Annotated in this window: 15 protein-coding genes; 5 read left to right on the top strand and 10 right to left on the bottom strand. The window is 64.0% G+C overall.

Annotated features, from left to right (window positions below; translation table 11 throughout):
- Nucleotides 1-33: 33 nt before the first annotated feature.
- From ACSSVC_RS19545 to ACSSVC_RS19525, 5 genes are all read left to right on the top strand, one after another.
- Nucleotides 34-795, top strand: a complete 762-nt coding sequence (locus ACSSVC_RS19545) for an ABC transporter ATP-binding protein (RefSeq protein WP_346633045.1) — start codon at nt 34-36, stop codon at nt 793-795.
- A 12-nt stretch (nt 796-807) separates the two neighbouring features.
- Nucleotides 808-1,287, top strand: coding sequence for an Lrp/AsnC family transcriptional regulator (locus tag ACSSVC_RS19540; protein ID WP_346633044.1), 480 nt, complete (start codon nt 808-810; stop codon nt 1,285-1,287).
- Between the two features lie 372 nt (nt 1,288-1,659).
- The gene (gene ctlX / locus ACSSVC_RS19535) at nt 1,660-2,598 is read left to right on the top strand and encodes a citrulline utilization hydrolase CtlX (RefSeq protein WP_492611216.1); all 939 of its coding nucleotides are present in this window, start codon (nt 1,660-1,662) and stop codon (nt 2,596-2,598) included.
- Nucleotides 2,595-3,629, top strand: coding sequence for an arginine N-succinyltransferase (gene astA / locus ACSSVC_RS19530; RefSeq protein ID WP_492611215.1), 1,035 nt, complete (start codon nt 2,595-2,597; stop codon nt 3,627-3,629). Before ctlX ends, astA begins: the two co-directional genes overlap by 4 nt.
- 59 nt (nt 3,630-3,688) lie before the next feature.
- Nucleotides 3,689-4,552 carry a LysR family transcriptional regulator gene (locus ACSSVC_RS19525; RefSeq protein WP_346633041.1) on the top strand — a complete coding sequence of 288 codons (864 nt, stop codon included), beginning with the start codon at nt 3,689-3,691 and terminating at the stop codon, nt 4,550-4,552.
- 173 nt (nt 4,553-4,725) lie between these two features.
- Here the strand turns inward: ACSSVC_RS19525 and ACSSVC_RS19520 are convergent, their stop codons facing one another.
- From ACSSVC_RS19520 to arnC, 10 genes are all read right to left on the bottom strand, one after another.
- Nucleotides 4,726-5,430, bottom strand: a complete 705-nt coding sequence (locus tag ACSSVC_RS19520) for an HPP family protein (protein WP_492612577.1) — start codon at nt 5,428-5,430, stop codon at nt 4,726-4,728.
- A 313-nt stretch (nt 5,431-5,743) separates the two neighbouring features.
- On the bottom strand, nt 5,744-6,259 hold the full coding sequence (locus tag ACSSVC_RS19515; protein ID WP_404936878.1) for a GNAT family N-acetyltransferase: 516 nt from the start codon (nt 6,257-6,259) through the stop codon (nt 5,744-5,746).
- 41 nt (nt 6,260-6,300) lie between these two features.
- Nucleotides 6,301-7,941, bottom strand: coding sequence for an ArnT family glycosyltransferase (locus ACSSVC_RS19510; protein ID WP_492611214.1), 1,641 nt, complete (start codon nt 7,939-7,941; stop codon nt 6,301-6,303).
- Nucleotides 7,942-9,306: a UDP-glucose dehydrogenase family protein gene (locus ACSSVC_RS19505; RefSeq protein ID WP_346633038.1), complete on the bottom strand. Its 1,365-nt coding sequence runs from the start codon at nt 9,304-9,306 to the stop codon at nt 7,942-7,944.
- The gene (arnF, locus tag ACSSVC_RS19500) at nt 9,303-9,716 is read right to left on the bottom strand and encodes a 4-amino-4-deoxy-L-arabinose-phosphoundecaprenol flippase subunit ArnF (protein WP_492611213.1); all 414 of its coding nucleotides are present in this window, start codon (nt 9,714-9,716) and stop codon (nt 9,303-9,305) included. Before arnF ends, ACSSVC_RS19505 begins: the two co-directional genes overlap by 4 nt.
- Complete coding sequence (gene arnE / locus ACSSVC_RS19495) at nt 9,713-10,057, bottom strand: 4-amino-4-deoxy-L-arabinose-phosphoundecaprenol flippase subunit ArnE (protein ID WP_346633036.1); 345 nt, start codon at nt 10,055-10,057, stop codon at nt 9,713-9,715. Before arnE ends, arnF begins: the two co-directional genes overlap by 4 nt.
- Nucleotides 10,054-11,703 carry a lipid IV(A) 4-amino-4-deoxy-L-arabinosyltransferase gene (gene arnT / locus ACSSVC_RS19490; RefSeq protein WP_346633035.1) on the bottom strand — a complete coding sequence of 550 codons (1,650 nt, stop codon included), beginning with the start codon at nt 11,701-11,703 and terminating at the stop codon, nt 10,054-10,056. Before arnT ends, arnE begins: the two co-directional genes overlap by 4 nt.
- Nucleotides 11,700-12,584 (bottom strand): 4-deoxy-4-formamido-L-arabinose-phosphoundecaprenol deformylase, encoded by an 885-nt coding sequence (gene arnD, locus ACSSVC_RS19485; protein WP_446439840.1) that lies wholly within the window; start codon nt 12,582-12,584, stop codon nt 11,700-11,702. The genes arnT and arnD overlap by 4 nt, the downstream gene beginning before the upstream one ends.
- Complete coding sequence (arnA, locus tag ACSSVC_RS19480; protein ID WP_346633033.1) at nt 12,584-14,590, bottom strand: bifunctional UDP-4-amino-4-deoxy-L-arabinose formyltransferase/UDP-glucuronic acid oxidase ArnA; 2,007 nt, start codon at nt 14,588-14,590, stop codon at nt 12,584-12,586. Before arnA ends, arnD begins: the two co-directional genes overlap by 1 nt.
- A complete protein-coding gene (gene arnC, locus ACSSVC_RS19475) occupies nt 14,587-15,606 on the bottom strand; it encodes an undecaprenyl-phosphate 4-deoxy-4-formamido-L-arabinose transferase (RefSeq protein ID WP_346633032.1) in 1,020 nt (339 codons plus the stop codon). Before arnC ends, arnA begins: the two co-directional genes overlap by 4 nt.
- Nucleotide 15,607: the final 1 nt, after the last annotated feature.

Raw genomic sequence — 15,607 nt, 5'->3', positions numbered from 1 at the left:
TCGTTGACCGTGGCGACGCTCCAGGAGTGTCCGATGTACAAGTTGACCGTTGAAAATCTCTACAAGCGATTTGGTGACAACGAGGTGCTCAAGGGCGTCTCGTTGAAAGCCCGGGCCGGTGACGTGGTCAGCATGATCGGCGCCAGTGGCTCGGGTAAGAGCACCATGCTGCGTTGCATCAATTTCCTCGAGCGGGCCGACGCCGGGGCCTTTACTCTGGATGGCGAAGCCGTGGTCACCCGGGAGGCTCCCGGGGGCATGCAGGTGGCCAGCCCGGCCCAGTTGCAGCGCTTGCGCACGCGCCTGGCCATGGTGTTCCAGCACTTCAACCTGTGGAGCCACTTGAGCGTGCTGGAAAACATCATGCTGGCGCCGTGCCGGGTGCTGGGCAGCAGCCGCAAGGACGCCGAGGCCAGCGCCCGGGCCTACCTGGACAAGGTGGGTTTGCCGCAGCGGGTGGCCGAGCAATATCCGGCGTTTCTGTCCGGTGGCCAGCAGCAACGGGTGGCGATTGCCCGGGCCCTGGCGGTGGAGCCCCAGATCCTGCTGTTCGACGAGCCGACCTCGGCCCTGGACCCGGAGCTGGTAGGGGAGGTGCTCAAGGTGATCCAGGCCCTGGCGGAAGAGGGGCGGACCATGCTCATGGTCACCCACGAAATGGGTTTTGCCCGGCAGGTGTCGAGCCAGGTGGTGTTCTTGCATCAAGGGCGAGTCGAGGAGCAGGGTAGCGCGGCGATCCTCGACCAGCCCCAGAGTGAACGTTTGCAGCAGTTTCTATCCGGCCGTTTGAAGTGAGGGAAGGCATCCATGGCGGACATCCGCGACTTGTCGATCGTGCTTGATCGAATCGACCAGGCGATCATCGAGGTGCTGCGCCACGAAGGGCGCATCACCTACCAGAAACTCTCCGAGCGCGTGCACCTGACGCCCAGGCCCTGCCTGGAACGGGTGCGCAAGCTGGAGCAGCTCGGGGTCATCCGTGGTTACGGCGCGATCCTCGACGAAAAGAAACTCACCCCGGGCCTGTCGCTGCTGGTGTTGGTAGCCCTGTCCAACCAGAGCGGGCGCGCGGCGCAGAAAGCCTTCGAAGCCAAAGTCCGGGGCTGCCCCCAGGTCCTGGAGTGTCGTCTGATCAGCGGCGCCTTCGACTACAGCCTGCGCATGCGTTGCCGGGACATGGAGCATTACCGGGTGCTGACCGAAGTCTGGTTCGACGACCCGGACCTGCACATCGACAAACTGGTCAGCCATCCCGAGCTGGCCATGGTCAAGACCGGCATGGAATAACCGTCGCCCCCCTGTAGCCGGCTTGCCGGCGAAAGGGCCCGCAAGCCTTGCACCACCCTCAAGACCAGCCTTCGCTGGCAAGCCAGCTCCTACGCGTCTGTCGCAACATCCGTGAACCTTGCGTAGGAGCCGGCTTGCCGGCGAAAGGGTTCGCAAGTCTTGCACTGCCCTCAAGACCGTCTTCGCTGGCAAGCCAGCTCCTACGTGCCTGGTGCGCTGATCCTCGAGGGCGGTGTTTGGGGCTGGCGGAATCGGCTGAGCAACCCGCCGCTTTCAGCCGTTTCCTGCCGTGCAGCCCTTGGGATCAGCCGGGTTTTGCCCGCGTACAAAACCACAATGAGCACCTCTGAAACCTCATTGATTGCGTGCCCCATGCAGACCACCCATAGCCTTTTGATGATTCGTCCCACGCGCTTCTCGTTCAATCAGGACACCGCAGGCAACAACAGCTTCCAGCGTCCGGCCGGCCTTGCCGAAGACGTCCAGGCCCAGGCCCTGGAGGAGTTCGACGGTTACGTCGCAGCCCTGCGCGAGCAGGGGGTCCAGGTGCTGGTCCACGAGGACGGTGCCGCGCCCCATACTCCGGATTCGATCTTCCCCAACAACTGCTGGAGCAGCCATCCGGACGGCACACTGGTGCTGTACCCGATGCAAGGCCGCAATCGCCGCCTGGAGCGCTTCAAAGGCGTGCTGGCTCATCTGCATGAGCACTATCAGGTGGCCCGCACCCTGGACCTGACGCCCCTGGAGCAAGAGCAAACCTTCCTCGAAGGCACCGGCAGCATGGTCCTCGATCGCCAGCAGCGGATCTGCTACGCCGGCTATTCGAGCCGCACCCACGCCCGGGCCCTGGATCAGTGGGTGGACCACCTGGGCTACGAGCTGTGCGCCTTTCATGCTCGGGACCGGCATGGGGTGCCGATCTACCACACCAACGTGATGATGAGCGTCGGCAGCCGCTTGGCAGTGGCTTGCCTGCAGTCACTGGACGTTGCGCAAGAGCGTGCCGCTCTGCGCCAGCGTCTGGAAAGCAGCGGCAAACAGGTGCTGCCCTTGACCTGGGCCCAGCTGGAGTCCTTCGCCGGCAATATGCTGGAAGTGCACAACCGTGCCGGTGAACCGCTACTGGTGATGTCCCGCACTGCCTGGCGCTCCCTGGACGCCCAGCAGCGCCAGCTGATCGAGCGCCATGTGCAACCCTTGCCCGTCAACATCGACACCATTGAACGCATCGGCGGCGGCAGCGCCCGCTGCATGCTGGCGGAAATCTACCTGCCCGAACGTCAACCTCAGCTGGAGCATTCGCGATGATTGTCCGTCCCGCCACCCAGGCCGATCTGCCGGCCCTGCTGGCCCTGGCCCACAGCGCCGGTGCCGGCCTCACCACCTTGCCCGCCGACGCCGGGCGCTTGCGTTCACGCCTGCAGTGGGCCGAGCAGACGTTCGCCAGGCAGGCGTCCCGCGCCGATGCCGACTACCTGTTCGTGCTGCAGACGCCCCAGGGCGAAGTGGTGGGCATCTGTGCCCTGGCCGGCGCCGTGGGCCTGCGCGAGCCCTGGTACAACTATCGTCTGGGGCTGTTTGTCGCCGCCTCGAAGAACCTGGGTATCAATCAGCAACTGCCGACCCTGTTTCTCGGCAACGACATGACCGGTCAATCGGAGCTGTGCTCGCTGTTTCTGCATGCCGATCACCGTCAGGGGCTCAACGGCCGGCTGCTGTCCAAGGCACGTTTCCTGTTCCTGGCCGAGTTCCGCGAGCATTTCGGCGACAAGGTGATCGCCGAGATGCGCGGCTATTCGGATGAGCAAGGCGTGTCGCCGTTCTGGGAAGGACTGGGGCGGCACTTCTTCAAGATGGACTTCGCCGATGCCGACTACCTCACTGGCCTTGGCAACAAGACCTTCATCGCTGAGCTGATGCCCAAATTCCCGCTGCCCACTTGCCTGCTGCCAGAGTCGGCCCGAGCGGTGATCGGGCGAGTGCACCCCAACACCGAGCCGGCCCTGGGCATGCTCAAGGCTGAAGGCTTCGGCTTCAAGGATTACATCGATATCTTCGACGGCGGGCCGCTGATCGAATGCGCCACCGGGGAGATCCGTGCGGTGCGCGACAGCCAGATCTTGCAACTGAGCATCGGCACTCCAGGAGACCAGGCCGAAGCCTATCTGATTCACAACCGCCAGTTCGCCGACTGCCGCATCAGCGCCGCGCCGGCACGGGTGGCGGCCGGCACGCTGATTGTCAGCGCGCAGAGCGCCAAGGCTCTGGGGCTCACAGCCGGTGCCTCGGTGCGGGCCGTGAGCCTGGCGGTGCCGGCCCGGCAAATGTCCGCGGCCTAGGGGCACAGCGGGGCGAGCGCCGCTACAATGGCGCTCGAATTTTTTGCCGGCGAGGCACCATGGACATCGATCTGGCCCGCACCTTCCTGGAAATCGTCCGCAGTGGCAGCCTGATTGCCGCCGCCGAGCGCCTGCACCTGACCCAGACCGCCATCAGCGCACGGGTGCAGAACCTGGAAGGCCAGCTCAACTGCAAGCTGCTGATACGCAACCGCGCCGGCGCTCGACCTACCGCCGATGGCGAGGCCTTCATCGCCTATGCCAATCAGCTGGTGCAGACCTGGGAGGCCGCCCAGCGCGACCTGCCGCTGCTGGCGGGTTACCGCAATGTGCTGCACATCGGTGGCGAACTGAGCCTGTGCAACCCGCTGATGCTCAATTGGGTGCGAGGCCTGCGCCAGGCGCTGCCCAACCATGCGGTGCGCACCCAGATCGCCGAAGGCGCGAGCCTGCAGCGGCAACTGGAGTTGGGCGTGCTGGACGCGGCGCTGGTGTTCCAGCCGCTGTATTGCGCGGGATTGCAGGTGGAGCAACTGCTGGAGGAAAAACTGATTCAGGTCCGCCTGGCCGGTCGTCCGGAGCCTTATGTGTACATCGACTGGGGCGATGATTTTCGCCGTCAGCACGACGCCGCATTGCCGGAGCAGGCCAAGGCCGCGGTGGGTTTCAACCTTGGGCCCCTGGCGCTGCAGTTCATCCTCGATGCCGGTGGCAGCGGCTATTTCCGCACCCGGGTGGTGCAGAGCTACCTGGACAGCGGGGTGCTGGAACGGGTGGAAAAGGCTCCGGAATTCAGTTTTCCCACCTATCTGCTGTATGCCCGGGACCGGGATACAGCAGTGTTGCAGCAGGCGTTCGCGGTGCTGCGCGAGGTGATCGAGTGCGACCACGATTGGTCCCAGCGCTGGTCACCGATGGTTTGAACCGGCTGACTTGAATCTTGCGTTGCGCTTGAGAGTGCCTTCGCTGGCGCAATACCGGCGATGCCCTTGCAGGAGCCGGCTTGCCGGCGAACAGGCCATTGAATCTTGCGCCGCTTCTGAGGCTGTCTTCGCTGGGCCGCCCGCGCCAGCAAAGGGAGAGGGTTGAGGCGGTATCAGGGGCGTGAGGACAGGACTTGGCCAATACTGCGCCGGCGGGCGTGGGCTTCGCTGGCGTGGATCAGTTGCTCGAGGTCTTCAGGGGTGACATCAAAGAACTCTTCCATCTCCGCCAACGCCCGCTTCAGGTCTTCGGCGGTGATCGCCAGGCTGTCGGCGGGGGCCGCCGAGGGCAGCATTACCGGAGCTTCGCTCGGGCCCTTGGGGTACCGAATTCGCGTCAGGTTGTTGTAGAGCAGGGCACTGGCCAACAGGCTGGCCGCTGCGAGCATCACCGGACCCAGTTCTCGCCACTCCAGGGCCGCGCTGACCGGGTCCGCCAGCACCAGGGTCAGGGCCAGAGCACCGGCCGGGGGATGCAGGCAACGCAACCAGCACATCAGCACCAGGGCCATGCCCGCCGCAAGGCAGGCGCTGCCCAGGGTCCGGCCCAGGACATGGGCCACCAGCAAGGCCACGACCCCGGCGCACAGGTAGCCGCCCAGGATCGACCAGGGTTGGGCCAGGGCGCCGGAAGACACGGCAAACAACAACACCGCCGAAGCCCCCAGCGGGCCGATCAGGTGCAGCGCCACTGGCATGCCGAACACCTGGGCGCAGAGCCAGACACTGAACAGGGTGCCCAGGGCCATGCCGACAGCGGCGCGGCTCCATTCCAGGGGGCGGGTATTGATGGCGGCGGGTTTCCAGCGGGCAAACATCGGCAAGAACGGTCCAGGGCTAAACGACGGGCAAAAAGAAGGGCTTGTCTGGATCGCCAGAAAGCCCTTGAACGTTCCAACATTTGGGGGAGGAACGGGCACAGTGTGCCGAGCATTCGTGTAGCTGACAAATTCATAATAATGCTGTTTAAGTGCATTTATTTTGAGGTATTGCGCCCCGCGTAGGAGCCGGCTTGCCGGCAAAGGGGGGGGCGAATTGGGTAGCTGGTCTTGAGGGCGCTTTCGCTGGCAAGCCAGCTCCTACAGCCAGCTTCTGCAGCCAGTTCCATAGCCAGCGGTGGCGGTGCGCTTTTTACACGCTCAGGCGCATGGCGCAGCGGCGTGGTGCGGGCAGGCCGTGCTGTGTTTCATCGGCCAGGACCTGGCGCAACCGCGGGCCAAGCTGTGCCGGTTCGAGGGTGACAAAGCCCTGGCGCTGGTAGAAGGGTTCGTTCCAGGCCAGTTCGCGGAAGGTGCTCAGGGTCAGGGCTTCAAGCTGCTGCTCCTCGGCGTATTGCCGTGCCGCCTGCAACAGGCGCTTGCCGATGCCTTGGCCCTGGTGGCCGCTGGCGACGGAAATCTCCCAGACATGCAGTTCCCGGTCACAGATCTGGGCGTTGAGAAAGGCACAGCGGTCGCCGTCCACTGTCACTGCAACCCAGACCGGGTGGTGCTGGATGTTCTCGCGCTGGCTCTGGGCATCGGCCACTTCGGCGTCTGCCAGCCAGGCCAGTTGCGGATCACTGCGAAACAGTTCCGCAGCCGAGGTTTCAATGGCGGGGAGGAAGGCCGCATCGGCCACTCGCGCCCGGCGAATCTGAATAGTCATGGGCGCGAGTGTAAGGAGGCGGCAGGGGCTGCGCAACGCTTTCAGGGTTGTGCCTGAGTGGCCTTGGGCAGGTGCAGGAGCACAAAGTCATTCTTGTCGAAACGCCCGCTCAGCACCGGTTTCAACCCGGCCAGTGGCGTGCCTTGCAGGCTGGGCAGGTCGCTCTGGTCAAGTATCACCCAGGCCGGGGCCGGCACTTGTGCCAAGGCGGTAGCCTGATCGGTGAACTGTGGCTGCAGGTCCCGATCCAGGTTGACCATGAACTTGATCGCCTTGGCGTCCTTGCCCATGCGGTGCAGGACCACCGGCGCCGGTTCGGCATCGATCAATTGCATGGCATCGCGACTGAACGCCTGAGTGTCATAGAGCCGGTGCTCCACCGGTTCGAACACCCCGATGTAACAGGCCCAGACTGCCAGCACCGCGCTGTAGGCCAGACCCACGGCGCGCCACTGGCGCTTGAACAGCAATCCCAGGGACACCGCCTGCAGCAGGCCGAGGATCAGCAGCATGGGCGTGAGTGCCGTGAGTTGTTCGGGGAACTTGCGGCGCAATACCAGCAGCCCCACCATCAGCAGCCCCACCATCAGCAACCCCGGCAGCAGCAACCACAGGCCCTGGATCAACACCCGCAGCCAGCCCATGACCCGCCCGCGGCCGGCCTGGAACGGATACGCCGCGATGATCGCCGCCATGGGCAACATCGGCAGCAAGTAGCGGGCTTTCTTCGCCTGGGGAATCGACAGGCCGATCATCACGATCAACCCGGCAGCGGTGCACAGGCGCAGCAGTTTCAGGGCTGGGCCCTGTTCCGTGGGGCGACTCAGCAGCACCGCGACCCAGGCGAGGATCGCCAGGGGATAGGCCAGGGCGTAGTTGCCCAGGGAGCTGGTGAAGTAATAGAAGACATCGCTGGAGCCTTCGCTGCCGTCCATGCGCCCCATGAACTGCATGCGGATCACATCGTCGACAAAGGCCTGGCCACCGCTGAGCTTGGCCAGCCACAGTAGCAGGCCTACGCAGGCCACCAGCAGCAACAGTGCGCCCAAACCGACGCTGAACAGCCGCCGCCATTGGCCGTTGAGCAAGTAGTAGCTGCACAGCATGCCGGTGGGAATCACCAGGCCGATGGGTCCGCGAATGGCAAAGCCCAGCACCAGCAGCAGGAAGATCCAGCCCAGGTGCCGGCGGGCTCCGAAGTGGTCGTGGGCATAGCCGAGGTAGAACACCGCCAGGGACACCGCGGCAAGCATCTGGTCCAGGGAGACGGCACGGGTTTCGCTGATAAAGGTATTGCTCAGCAGCAGTAAAGCGACGCTGAGCAGGGCCCAGGTGCGGGAGTAGGGCGCCAGCAGGCGATAGATCAGGCTGACGATCAGCGCCGAAGCAATGGCCGTCGGCAGCCAGGCGCTGAAGCTGCTGACCTGCCCGGTGGGCAGGGAGAGCAGCCACACCAGCAGGGTCGAGGCGCTGGAGTAGTCAGCGTAGGGCTGGCCATAGGTGGTGGGGAAGAACCCCGGCCCATGGCGCAGCATTTCCTTGGCGAAGAGCACGAAGCGCGAGTCGAAACCGATGGCCGAATCGTGGCCGGTGCCGGCGCAGAACAGCAGCAAGGCCAGCAGCCCCAGCCCCAACGATTGCCAAAGTAATGTGTTCGAAGGGGAGCTGGAGTGCGGGTTCATTCAAGCCTCGGTGGACCACTGCTGGTAAGGAATCGGCAGGTGGCGCGATTCACCGCGACCGATCGGGAAGTAAGTGAACCCGTTGCGGGCCAGGCGCTCGGCGTCGTACAGGTTGCGTCCGTCGAAGATCACCGGGGCCTTGAGCCGCTGTTGGATCAGGTCGAAATCCGGGGCCTTGAACTGCTGCCACTCGGTGCAGATGATCAGGGCGTCGGCGCCGGTGAGTACCGATTCCGGCGTGCCCATGAGCATCAGGCGCGACTCGTCCGGGTACAGACGTTGGGTTTCCTGCATCGCTTCCGGGTCGAAGGCTCGGACTTCAGCGCCGGCGGCGAACAGCGCGTCCAGCAGCACCCGGCTCGGGGCGTCGCGCATGTCATCGGTGTTGGGCTTGAACGCCAGGCCCCAGAGGGCAAAGGTCTTGCCTTTGAGGTCGCCTTTGTAGAAGGCCTTGATGCGCTCGAACAGCTTGTGTTTCTGCCGCTCGTTGATGGCTTCCACCGCTTGCAACAGGTCGCTGGAGCAGTGGGCTTGCTCGGCGCTGTGGATCAGCGCGCGCATGTCTTTGGGGAAGCACGAGCCACCGTAGCCGCAGCCCGGGTAGATGAAGTGATAACCGATCCGTGAGTCGGCGCCGATGCCCAAGCGTACCGATTCGATGTCGGCCCCCAGGTGCTCGGCCAGCTCGGCGATCTGGTTGATGAAGCTGATCTTGGTGGCCAGCATGCAGTTGGCCGCGTACTTGGTCAGCTCGGCGCTACGCAGGTCCATGAACATGATGCGGTCGTGGTTGCGGTTGAACGGCGCGTAGAGATCGCGCATCACATCCTGCACCGCTTCGCGCTCGCAGCCGATGACGATCCGGTCCGGGCGACGGCAGTCGCTGACCGCCGAGCCTTCCTTGAGGAATTCCGGGTTGGACACTATGTCGAATTCCAGGGCGCGGCCTTCCAGGGCTTTTTCAATGTGCGCCTTCAGGGTGTCGCCGGTGCCCACTGGAACGGTGGACTTCTCCACCAGAATCACCGGTTGCTGGCGGTGGCGGGCTACGGCGTCGCCCACCGACAGCACGTAGCGCAGGTCCGCCGAACCGTCTTCGCTGGAAGGCGTGCCCACGGCGATGAACAGCACCTGGCCGTGTTGCACCGCGAGCTTTTCGTCGCTGGTGAATTGCAGGCGCTTGGCTTCGAGGTTTTCCTTCACCAGGCTGGCAAGCCCGGGTTCGAAGATGCTCACATGTCCCTGTTGCAGTTGCTTGACCTTTTGCTCGTCGATGTCCATGCAGATGACATCGTGGCCGACTTCAGCCAACACGGCGGCTTGTACAAGGCCGACGTAACCACTTCCAAATACGCTGATTTTCATGGGGTATTCCTGGGACTTGTCGCGGGTGCAGATCGAGAGTTGATGGTGATCACGCCGAGGATGACCAAGGCCACTCCAAGGCTTTTGGAAAGCGTGAAGGGTTCGTTGAACAGCGGCAGGCTGGCGGCCAGCAGGTAGACCAGCGCGTAGCTGATGCTCAGCAGCGAGTAGGCCCGGCCCAGGGGCAGATCGCGTAGCGCCAGCAGCCAGCAGAGCATCGACAAGGCGTAAGCGCCGATCGCCGCAACCACCACCGCCAGAGCCGCCAGGTCGACGCTGCCGGCACTCAGCGCCGACAGCCACTGGTCCGGGGCGGGCAGGCGGGTCATGCTCCAGCGCATGCCCAGCTGGGCGCCGCTGACCAGGGCCACACTGCCCAGGGCGAAGGCAAAGCCCTTGACCCGGCTCATGCGTGGCGACTCAACAGCAGCACGCCGCCAATCACCAGGGCGACACCGAACCAATGGCGGCGGTCGATGGGCTCATGGAAGACGAAGCGTGCAATCAGGGTGATGAACACGAAATTCAGGCTGAGCATCGGGTAGGCCACGCCCACCTCCATGCGTTGCAACACCAGGAGCCACACCAGCAGGCCCAGGCCGAGACTGAACAGGGCCAGCCACAGCCAGCCGGAACGCAGTTTTTGCAGGGCGCCGGAAGGTTGGTCACGCCAGCTTTCCACGGCGAATTTCTGCGCCACCTGGCCCAGGCAGGTCAGCCCGCAGGCCAGCAATAGCAACAGCAGGCTCATGGCTGACTCTGGGGAATGATGAAGATCACGATATTGCCTTGCTCGTAGCGCTTGGCATCCTTGGGCAGCAGCTCGACTTCATGTTCCTCGTCGCTGCTCTTGACCCGCATCACCACGCCCACCGAACCCTGCTTGCGGGCTTGGGCGATCCACGGCTGGACCTGGTTCAGGTCGACCTTGCGCGCGACGCTGTCTTCATAGCCCAGGCCGTATTTCACTTCGCCCTCGGTGTTGTACAGGGTCACGTCAGGGCGGCGCAGACGCCAGGCCAGCGCGGAAGCCGCGCCCAGGTCGTTGCTCAGCAGGGCCTTGGCCTGGCCCAGCTCGGCCACGTGATCGATGATGAACTGGTCGGGAATCTTGTTGTAGACCACCTTGTTCGGCAGCGCCGCCGGGGCCAGGGCCACCAGCAGGAAGCTGCCCAGGGCCGGGGCGGCCCACAGGCTCAAGGGGCGCATGGCCTGCAACAGGTTGCTGATGATCCAGCCCAGCAACAAGACGTAAACCAAGACCAAATGCTGGGGTTCGTCCACATACACTGGCTTCTTCAACTGGAAGTACACCAGAGCCAGCAGGGCCACCAGGCCCGCCAGCAGGTTGAGCACACCATTGAGGCTGACGATCCGGGTCTTGCCGGCGGCCAGACGGTCCATCAGGGTGTGGCCCATCAGCAGGGCCAGGGGCAGCAGGCAGGGAAGAATGTAGGCCGGCAGCTTGCCTTTGCTCAGGCTGAAGAAGGCCAGGGGCAGCACCAGCCACAGCAGCAGGAAGCCACTGCTGTTCAGCCGTCGTTGTTCCCAGGCCTGCTTCAGGCTGGCCGGCAACAGCAGCACCCAGGGCACGCAGAAGCCCACCAGCAACGGCAGGTAGTACCACCAGGGGGAGGCGTGTTGCGCGTCTTCACCGGCAAAGCGGCGGATGTGCTCGTGCCAGAAGAAGAACCGCCAGTAGTCCGGTTCCTGGGCGTGCACTGCCAGAGCCCAGGGCAGGCTGACCAGAATCGCCACCAGCACGCCGAGGCCGCCGTAAATCAGCAGCGAGCGCAGGCGCTTCTGCCACACCGCGTAGGGCAGGGCCACCAGCACCGGCAGCAGCCAGGCGAGAAAGCCCTTGGTCATGAAGCCCATGCCGCAGGCCAGGCCCAGCAGTACCCAGGCGCCGATCTGTCCGCGCCGGGTCTGGCAGTCGAAGGTGAACCACAGCGCCACCAGGCTCAGGTTGACCCAGAAGGTAAACTGCGGATCGAGGTTGGCGTAGCCGGCTTGCAGCGCCACCACGGTAAAGCTCATGTAGAGCAGGGCGCTGGCCAGGCTCTTGCGCGGATCGTTCCACAGGCGTCGGGCCAGCAGATAGGCCAGGACCACGCTGAGGCCGGTGCTCAGGGCCGAAGCCACGCGCACGCCAAACAGGTTGTCGCCAAACAGCGCCTGGCCGATGGCGATCATCCAGTAGCCGGCCACGGGTTTTTCGAAATAGCGAATGCCCATGAAGTGCGGCGACGCCCATTTACCGCCGAGGAGCATTTCCTGGCTGATCTGCGCGTAGCGGGTTTCATCGGGAATCCACAGGCCGTGGGTGGCCATGGGCAACAGGTAGAACAGACCGAAAGCGATCAGCAGCAGCGGCAGGGCCCAACGTCTGGTCATGCGCCTTGCACTCCCAGCCAGCCTTCACGGCCTTCCAGCACACCACGCACGACTTTGCCTGCAGGCAGGCTGGAAAGGTCCGTCGGGAGCATTTCGCCCAAGGGCTGGAAATGGATGTCGCGCTGCTTGGCACTGGCCAGCAGCTGGCGGAAATCGTTGGCCATGAGAATCCCTTCTACTTCTGCATGCACGGTGTAGACGTTGAGCTTGTCCGGGCTGAACCGGTCGAGGATGTAGCGATTGAAATCCTTGGCGGTCACCACCGGCCCGACCACTTCGTCGAAGGTCGGCAGGTCCACCGGAATCTGTGGGGCGCCCAGGCTGCCATCCGCCAGTCGCGGCTGGAACAGGCTCTGGCCGCGGCAGTCGCTGTTGTAGCGAAAGCCGAATTGTTGTTTGGCTTCGATAACGCGTTCGTCGGCGCGCCAACCGGCGGACGCCGAGCAGCTCACCGCTTGCCCGAGAATATCGTTGAGGCTGTCGACGCCACGGCGGATCTGTTCGATCAACTGTGCCTGACTCCAGCGCCCGGTGTTGGCCTGCCAGCCGTGGTGATCCCAGGCGTGCAGGCCGACTTCATGGCCGGCGGCCAGGGTCTGGCGCATCAGATGCCCCAGGTCCCGGCCAATGGGTTTACCCGGCCAGGCAGTGCCGGCCAGGAGTATGTCCCAGCCGTACAGGCCCGCGGCATTGGAGCGCAGCATTTTCCAGAGGAACTGCGGACGGATCAGGCGCCACAGGTGGCGCCCCATGTTGTCCGGCCCGACGCTGAAGAAGAACGTGGCCTTGACCCCGGCTTCGTCCAGCGATTCGAGCAGCCGTGGCACCCCCTCCCGGGTGCCGCGGTAGGTATCGACATCAATGCGCAGACCTGCCTGCATCAGCGAGCTTCTTCTTTGGAACGATCGGCGATTTCCAGCATGGCTTCACGCAGGAAGAAGTCCAGGGTGTTGCCGATGGTTTCGCTCATCTCCACGGTCGGCTCCCAGTTCAGCAGGCGCTTGGCGTTGTCGATGCTGGGCTTGCGGTGTTCCACGTCCTGGTAGCCGGCACCGTAGAAGGCCTTGCTTTCGACGTCGCGGAAACCGGCGAACGGCGGGAAGTTGCTGCGCAGCGGGTGAGCTTCGAATTGACGCAGCAGCTCTTCGCCCAACTGACGAATGCTGGCTTCGTTGTCCGGGTTGCCGATGTTGATGATCTGGCCGTTGCAGCAGTCGTTGTCGTTGTCGACGATGCGTGCCAGGGCTTCGATGCCGTCGGCGATGTCAGTGAAGCAACGCTTCTGCTCGCCACCGTCGAACAGACGGATCGGCGTGCCTTCCACCAGGTTGAGGATCAGTTGGGTAATGGCCCGGGAGCTGCCGATACGGGCCGAGTCCAGACGGTCCAGGCGCGGACCCATCCAGTTGAACGGACGGAACAAGGTGAAGTTCAGGCCCTTGGCACCGTAGGCCCAGATCACCCGGTCCAGCAGCTGCTTGGAAACCGAGTAGATCCAGCGTTGCTTGTTGATCGGGCCGACGATCAGGTTGGAAGTGTCTTCGTCGAAGTTCTTGTCCTGGCACATGCCATAGACTTCCGAGGTCGACGGGAAGATCACGCGTTTGTTGTATTTGACGCAGTAGCGAACCAGCTTGAGGTTCTCTTCGAAGTCCAGCTCGAACACGCGCAGTGGGTTGCGGGTGTATTCGATCGGGGTGGCGATGGCCACCAGCGGCAGGACCACGTCGCACTTCTTGATGTGATATTCGATCCACTCGGAGTGGATGCTGATATCGCCTTCGACGAAGTGGAAGTTCGGATGGCTGCGCAGGCGCTCGATGGCGTCGGAGCCGATGTCCAGGCCGTAGACGTCGTACTTGTCGTCGCGCAGCAGGCGCTCGGACAGGTGGTTACCGATAAAGCCGTTGACGCCGAGGATCAGCACGCGGGTGCGACGTGGCTTGCGCCCGGACTCGGCACCGCGCAGCAGGGAACCGTCCACCAGGCCCAGTTCGTTGGCCAGTTGCGGGCCGCCCAGGTACAGGCCGTTGGCGTTGCGCTGGCCGGAGGTGATCACCAGGGAGTCTTCGCCACAGGCGATGCGCAGCGGGTCGACACTGATGACCCGGCCCGGGGCCTGGCCTTCGTTGCCTTTTGCAACTTCGGCGCTCCAGACGATCAGCTTGTGCTCGCCGACGGCGCAGAAAGCGCCCGGGTAAGGCTGGGTCACTGCGCGTACCAGGTTGAACAGCTCTTCGGCCGGGCGTTTCCACTCCAGCTTGCCGTCCGCGGCGGTACGACGACCGAAGTAGCTGGCCTTGGATTCGTCCTGTGCGGTCTCGGTGATCTTGCCCTGGGCCAGTGCCGGCAGGGTGTCGCGCAGCAGGCTGGCAGCGGCGTCACGCAGTTTGTGGTGCAGGCTCAGCGCGGTGTCGCTGCGCTCGATGGCGACGCGTTCCTGGGCAATGATGGCGCCGGCATCGGCGCGCTTGACCATGCGATGCAGGGTCACGCCGGTCTCGGTTTCGCCCTTGACCAGTACCCAGTTGGCCGGTGCGCGACCACGGTAGTGCGGCAGCAGGGAGCCGTGCAGGTTGAACGCGCCCTTGCGAGCGGTGGCCAGCAGGGGTTCGCTCAGCAGGTTGCGGTAGTAGAAGGAGAACAGATAGTCCGGGTCGAGCTTGCTAATGCGCTCGATCCACAGTGGGTGGTTGGCATCTTCCGGGGCGTGCACGGCAATGCCCTTGCGTGCACACAGCTGGGCGACGGACCCGTAGAAGGTGTTTTCCTTGGGGTCGTCGGCATGGGTGAAGACCGCAGCGATCTCATAACCTGCATTGAGCAGGGCTTCGATGCCTGCACAGCCAATATCGTGGTAGGCGAAGACAACAGCTTTATTGCTCATGGCGAAACCTGATCAGTATGAGTGGAAGATAAACCGTCGACAGTCACAGCAGGGGCCGGGGCCGCAGGCTGGCTGCGCAAGACTTTTTCGATGAAGAAGCGCGGGCGGGCCCGTACGTCGCTGTACATGCGTCCCAGGTATTCACCCAGCAAACCCATGCCGATGAACTGGCCACCGGTGAACACGAACAGCACCGCGAACAGCACGAAGGTGCCGTCGCCGGCCCAGGTGGCGCCGAAGATCAGCCGCAGGACGATCAGCATCAGGGCGAACAACGCGCCGAGGCCGGCCATGCCGAAGCCGATGATGCTCAGCAGCCGCAGGGGGGTGGTGGTCATGCAGGTGATCAGATCGAACATCAGATTGATCAGGCGCATCGGGCTGTACTTGGAGTCGCCGTGCTCGCGCTCGGCGTGCTCCACCAGCACCTCGGTGGTGTGCCGGGCGAAGCTGTTGGCCAGGATCGGGATAAAGGTGCTGCGCTCGGTGCAGGCCAGCATCGCGTCGATGATGGTGCGCCGATAGGCTCGCAGCATGCAGCCGTAGTCGCTCATGGCGACGCCGGTGGAGCGCTGCACGGCCAGGTTGATCAGTTTTGACGGCCAGCGACGGAACGCCGAGTCCTGGCGGTTGTTGCGCACGGTGCCGACCACGTCATAGCCGAGCTCGGCCTGGGCCACCAGGCGCGGGATTTCTTCCGGCGGGTTCTGCAGGTCAGCGTCGAGGGTGATGACCACATCGCCGCGGCACTGCTCGAAGCCGGCCATGATCGCCGCGTGCTGACCGTAGTTGCGGTTGAGGATCACCGCCACTACCGGGCTGCCTTCGCGTTCGGCGGCTTCTTGCAGGATGTTCGCCGACTCGTCGCGGCTGCCGTCGTCCACCAGGACGATTTCAAACTCGTGCTTGAGCTCGCGGCAGGCCGCTTCGGTACGCCGCAGCAGCTCGGGCAAGCTCTGTTCTTCGTTGTAGACCGGAATGACGATCGACACGAACTGGATTGGATAAGGTTTCAAA

Source organism: Pseudomonas sp. E1BtOHC1 (assembly GCF_058744285.1).
Note: the sequence above shows the minus strand (reverse complement) of the source record. Positions and strands in the feature narration are given on the sequence as shown.

Excerpts from the sequence above, each read along its gene's own strand:
- ACSSVC_RS19525 (WP_346633041.1), top strand. The coding sequence starts at position 3,689 with ATGGACATCGATCTGGCCCGCACCTTCCTGGAAATCGTCCGCAGTGGC.
- ACSSVC_RS19545 (WP_346633045.1), top strand. The coding sequence starts at position 34 with ATGTACAAGTTGACCGTTGAAAATCTCTACAAGCGATTTGGTGACAAC.
- arnA (WP_346633033.1), bottom strand. The coding sequence starts at position 14,590 with ATGAGCAATAAAGCTGTTGTCTTCGCCTACCACGATATTGGCTGTGCA.
- ACSSVC_RS19510 (WP_492611214.1), bottom strand. The coding sequence starts at position 7,941 with ATGAACCCGCACTCCAGCTCCCCTTCGAACACATTACTTTGGCAATCG.
- astA (WP_492611215.1), top strand. The coding sequence starts at position 2,595 with ATGATTGTCCGTCCCGCCACCCAGGCCGATCTGCCGGCCCTGCTGGCC.
- arnE (WP_346633036.1), bottom strand. The coding sequence starts at position 10,057 with ATGAGCCTGCTGTTGCTATTGCTGGCCTGCGGGCTGACCTGCCTGGGC.
- ACSSVC_RS19505 (WP_346633038.1), bottom strand. The coding sequence starts at position 9,306 with ATGAAAATCAGCGTATTTGGAAGTGGTTACGTCGGCCTTGTACAAGCC.
- arnT (WP_346633035.1), bottom strand. The coding sequence starts at position 11,703 with ATGACCAGACGTTGGGCCCTGCCGCTGCTGCTGATCGCTTTCGGTCTG.
- ACSSVC_RS19515 (WP_404936878.1), bottom strand. The coding sequence starts at position 6,259 with ATGACTATTCAGATTCGCCGGGCGCGAGTGGCCGATGCGGCCTTCCTC.
- ctlX (WP_492611216.1), top strand. The coding sequence starts at position 1,660 with ATGCAGACCACCCATAGCCTTTTGATGATTCGTCCCACGCGCTTCTCG.
- ACSSVC_RS19520 (WP_492612577.1), bottom strand. The coding sequence starts at position 5,430 with ATGTTTGCCCGCTGGAAACCCGCCGCCATCAATACCCGCCCCCTGGAA.
- ACSSVC_RS19540 (WP_346633044.1), top strand. The coding sequence starts at position 808 with ATGGCGGACATCCGCGACTTGTCGATCGTGCTTGATCGAATCGACCAG.
- arnF (WP_492611213.1), bottom strand. The coding sequence starts at position 9,716 with ATGAGCCGGGTCAAGGGCTTTGCCTTCGCCCTGGGCAGTGTGGCCCTG.
- arnD (WP_446439840.1), bottom strand. The coding sequence starts at position 12,584 with ATGCAGGCAGGTCTGCGCATTGATGTCGATACCTACCGCGGCACCCGG.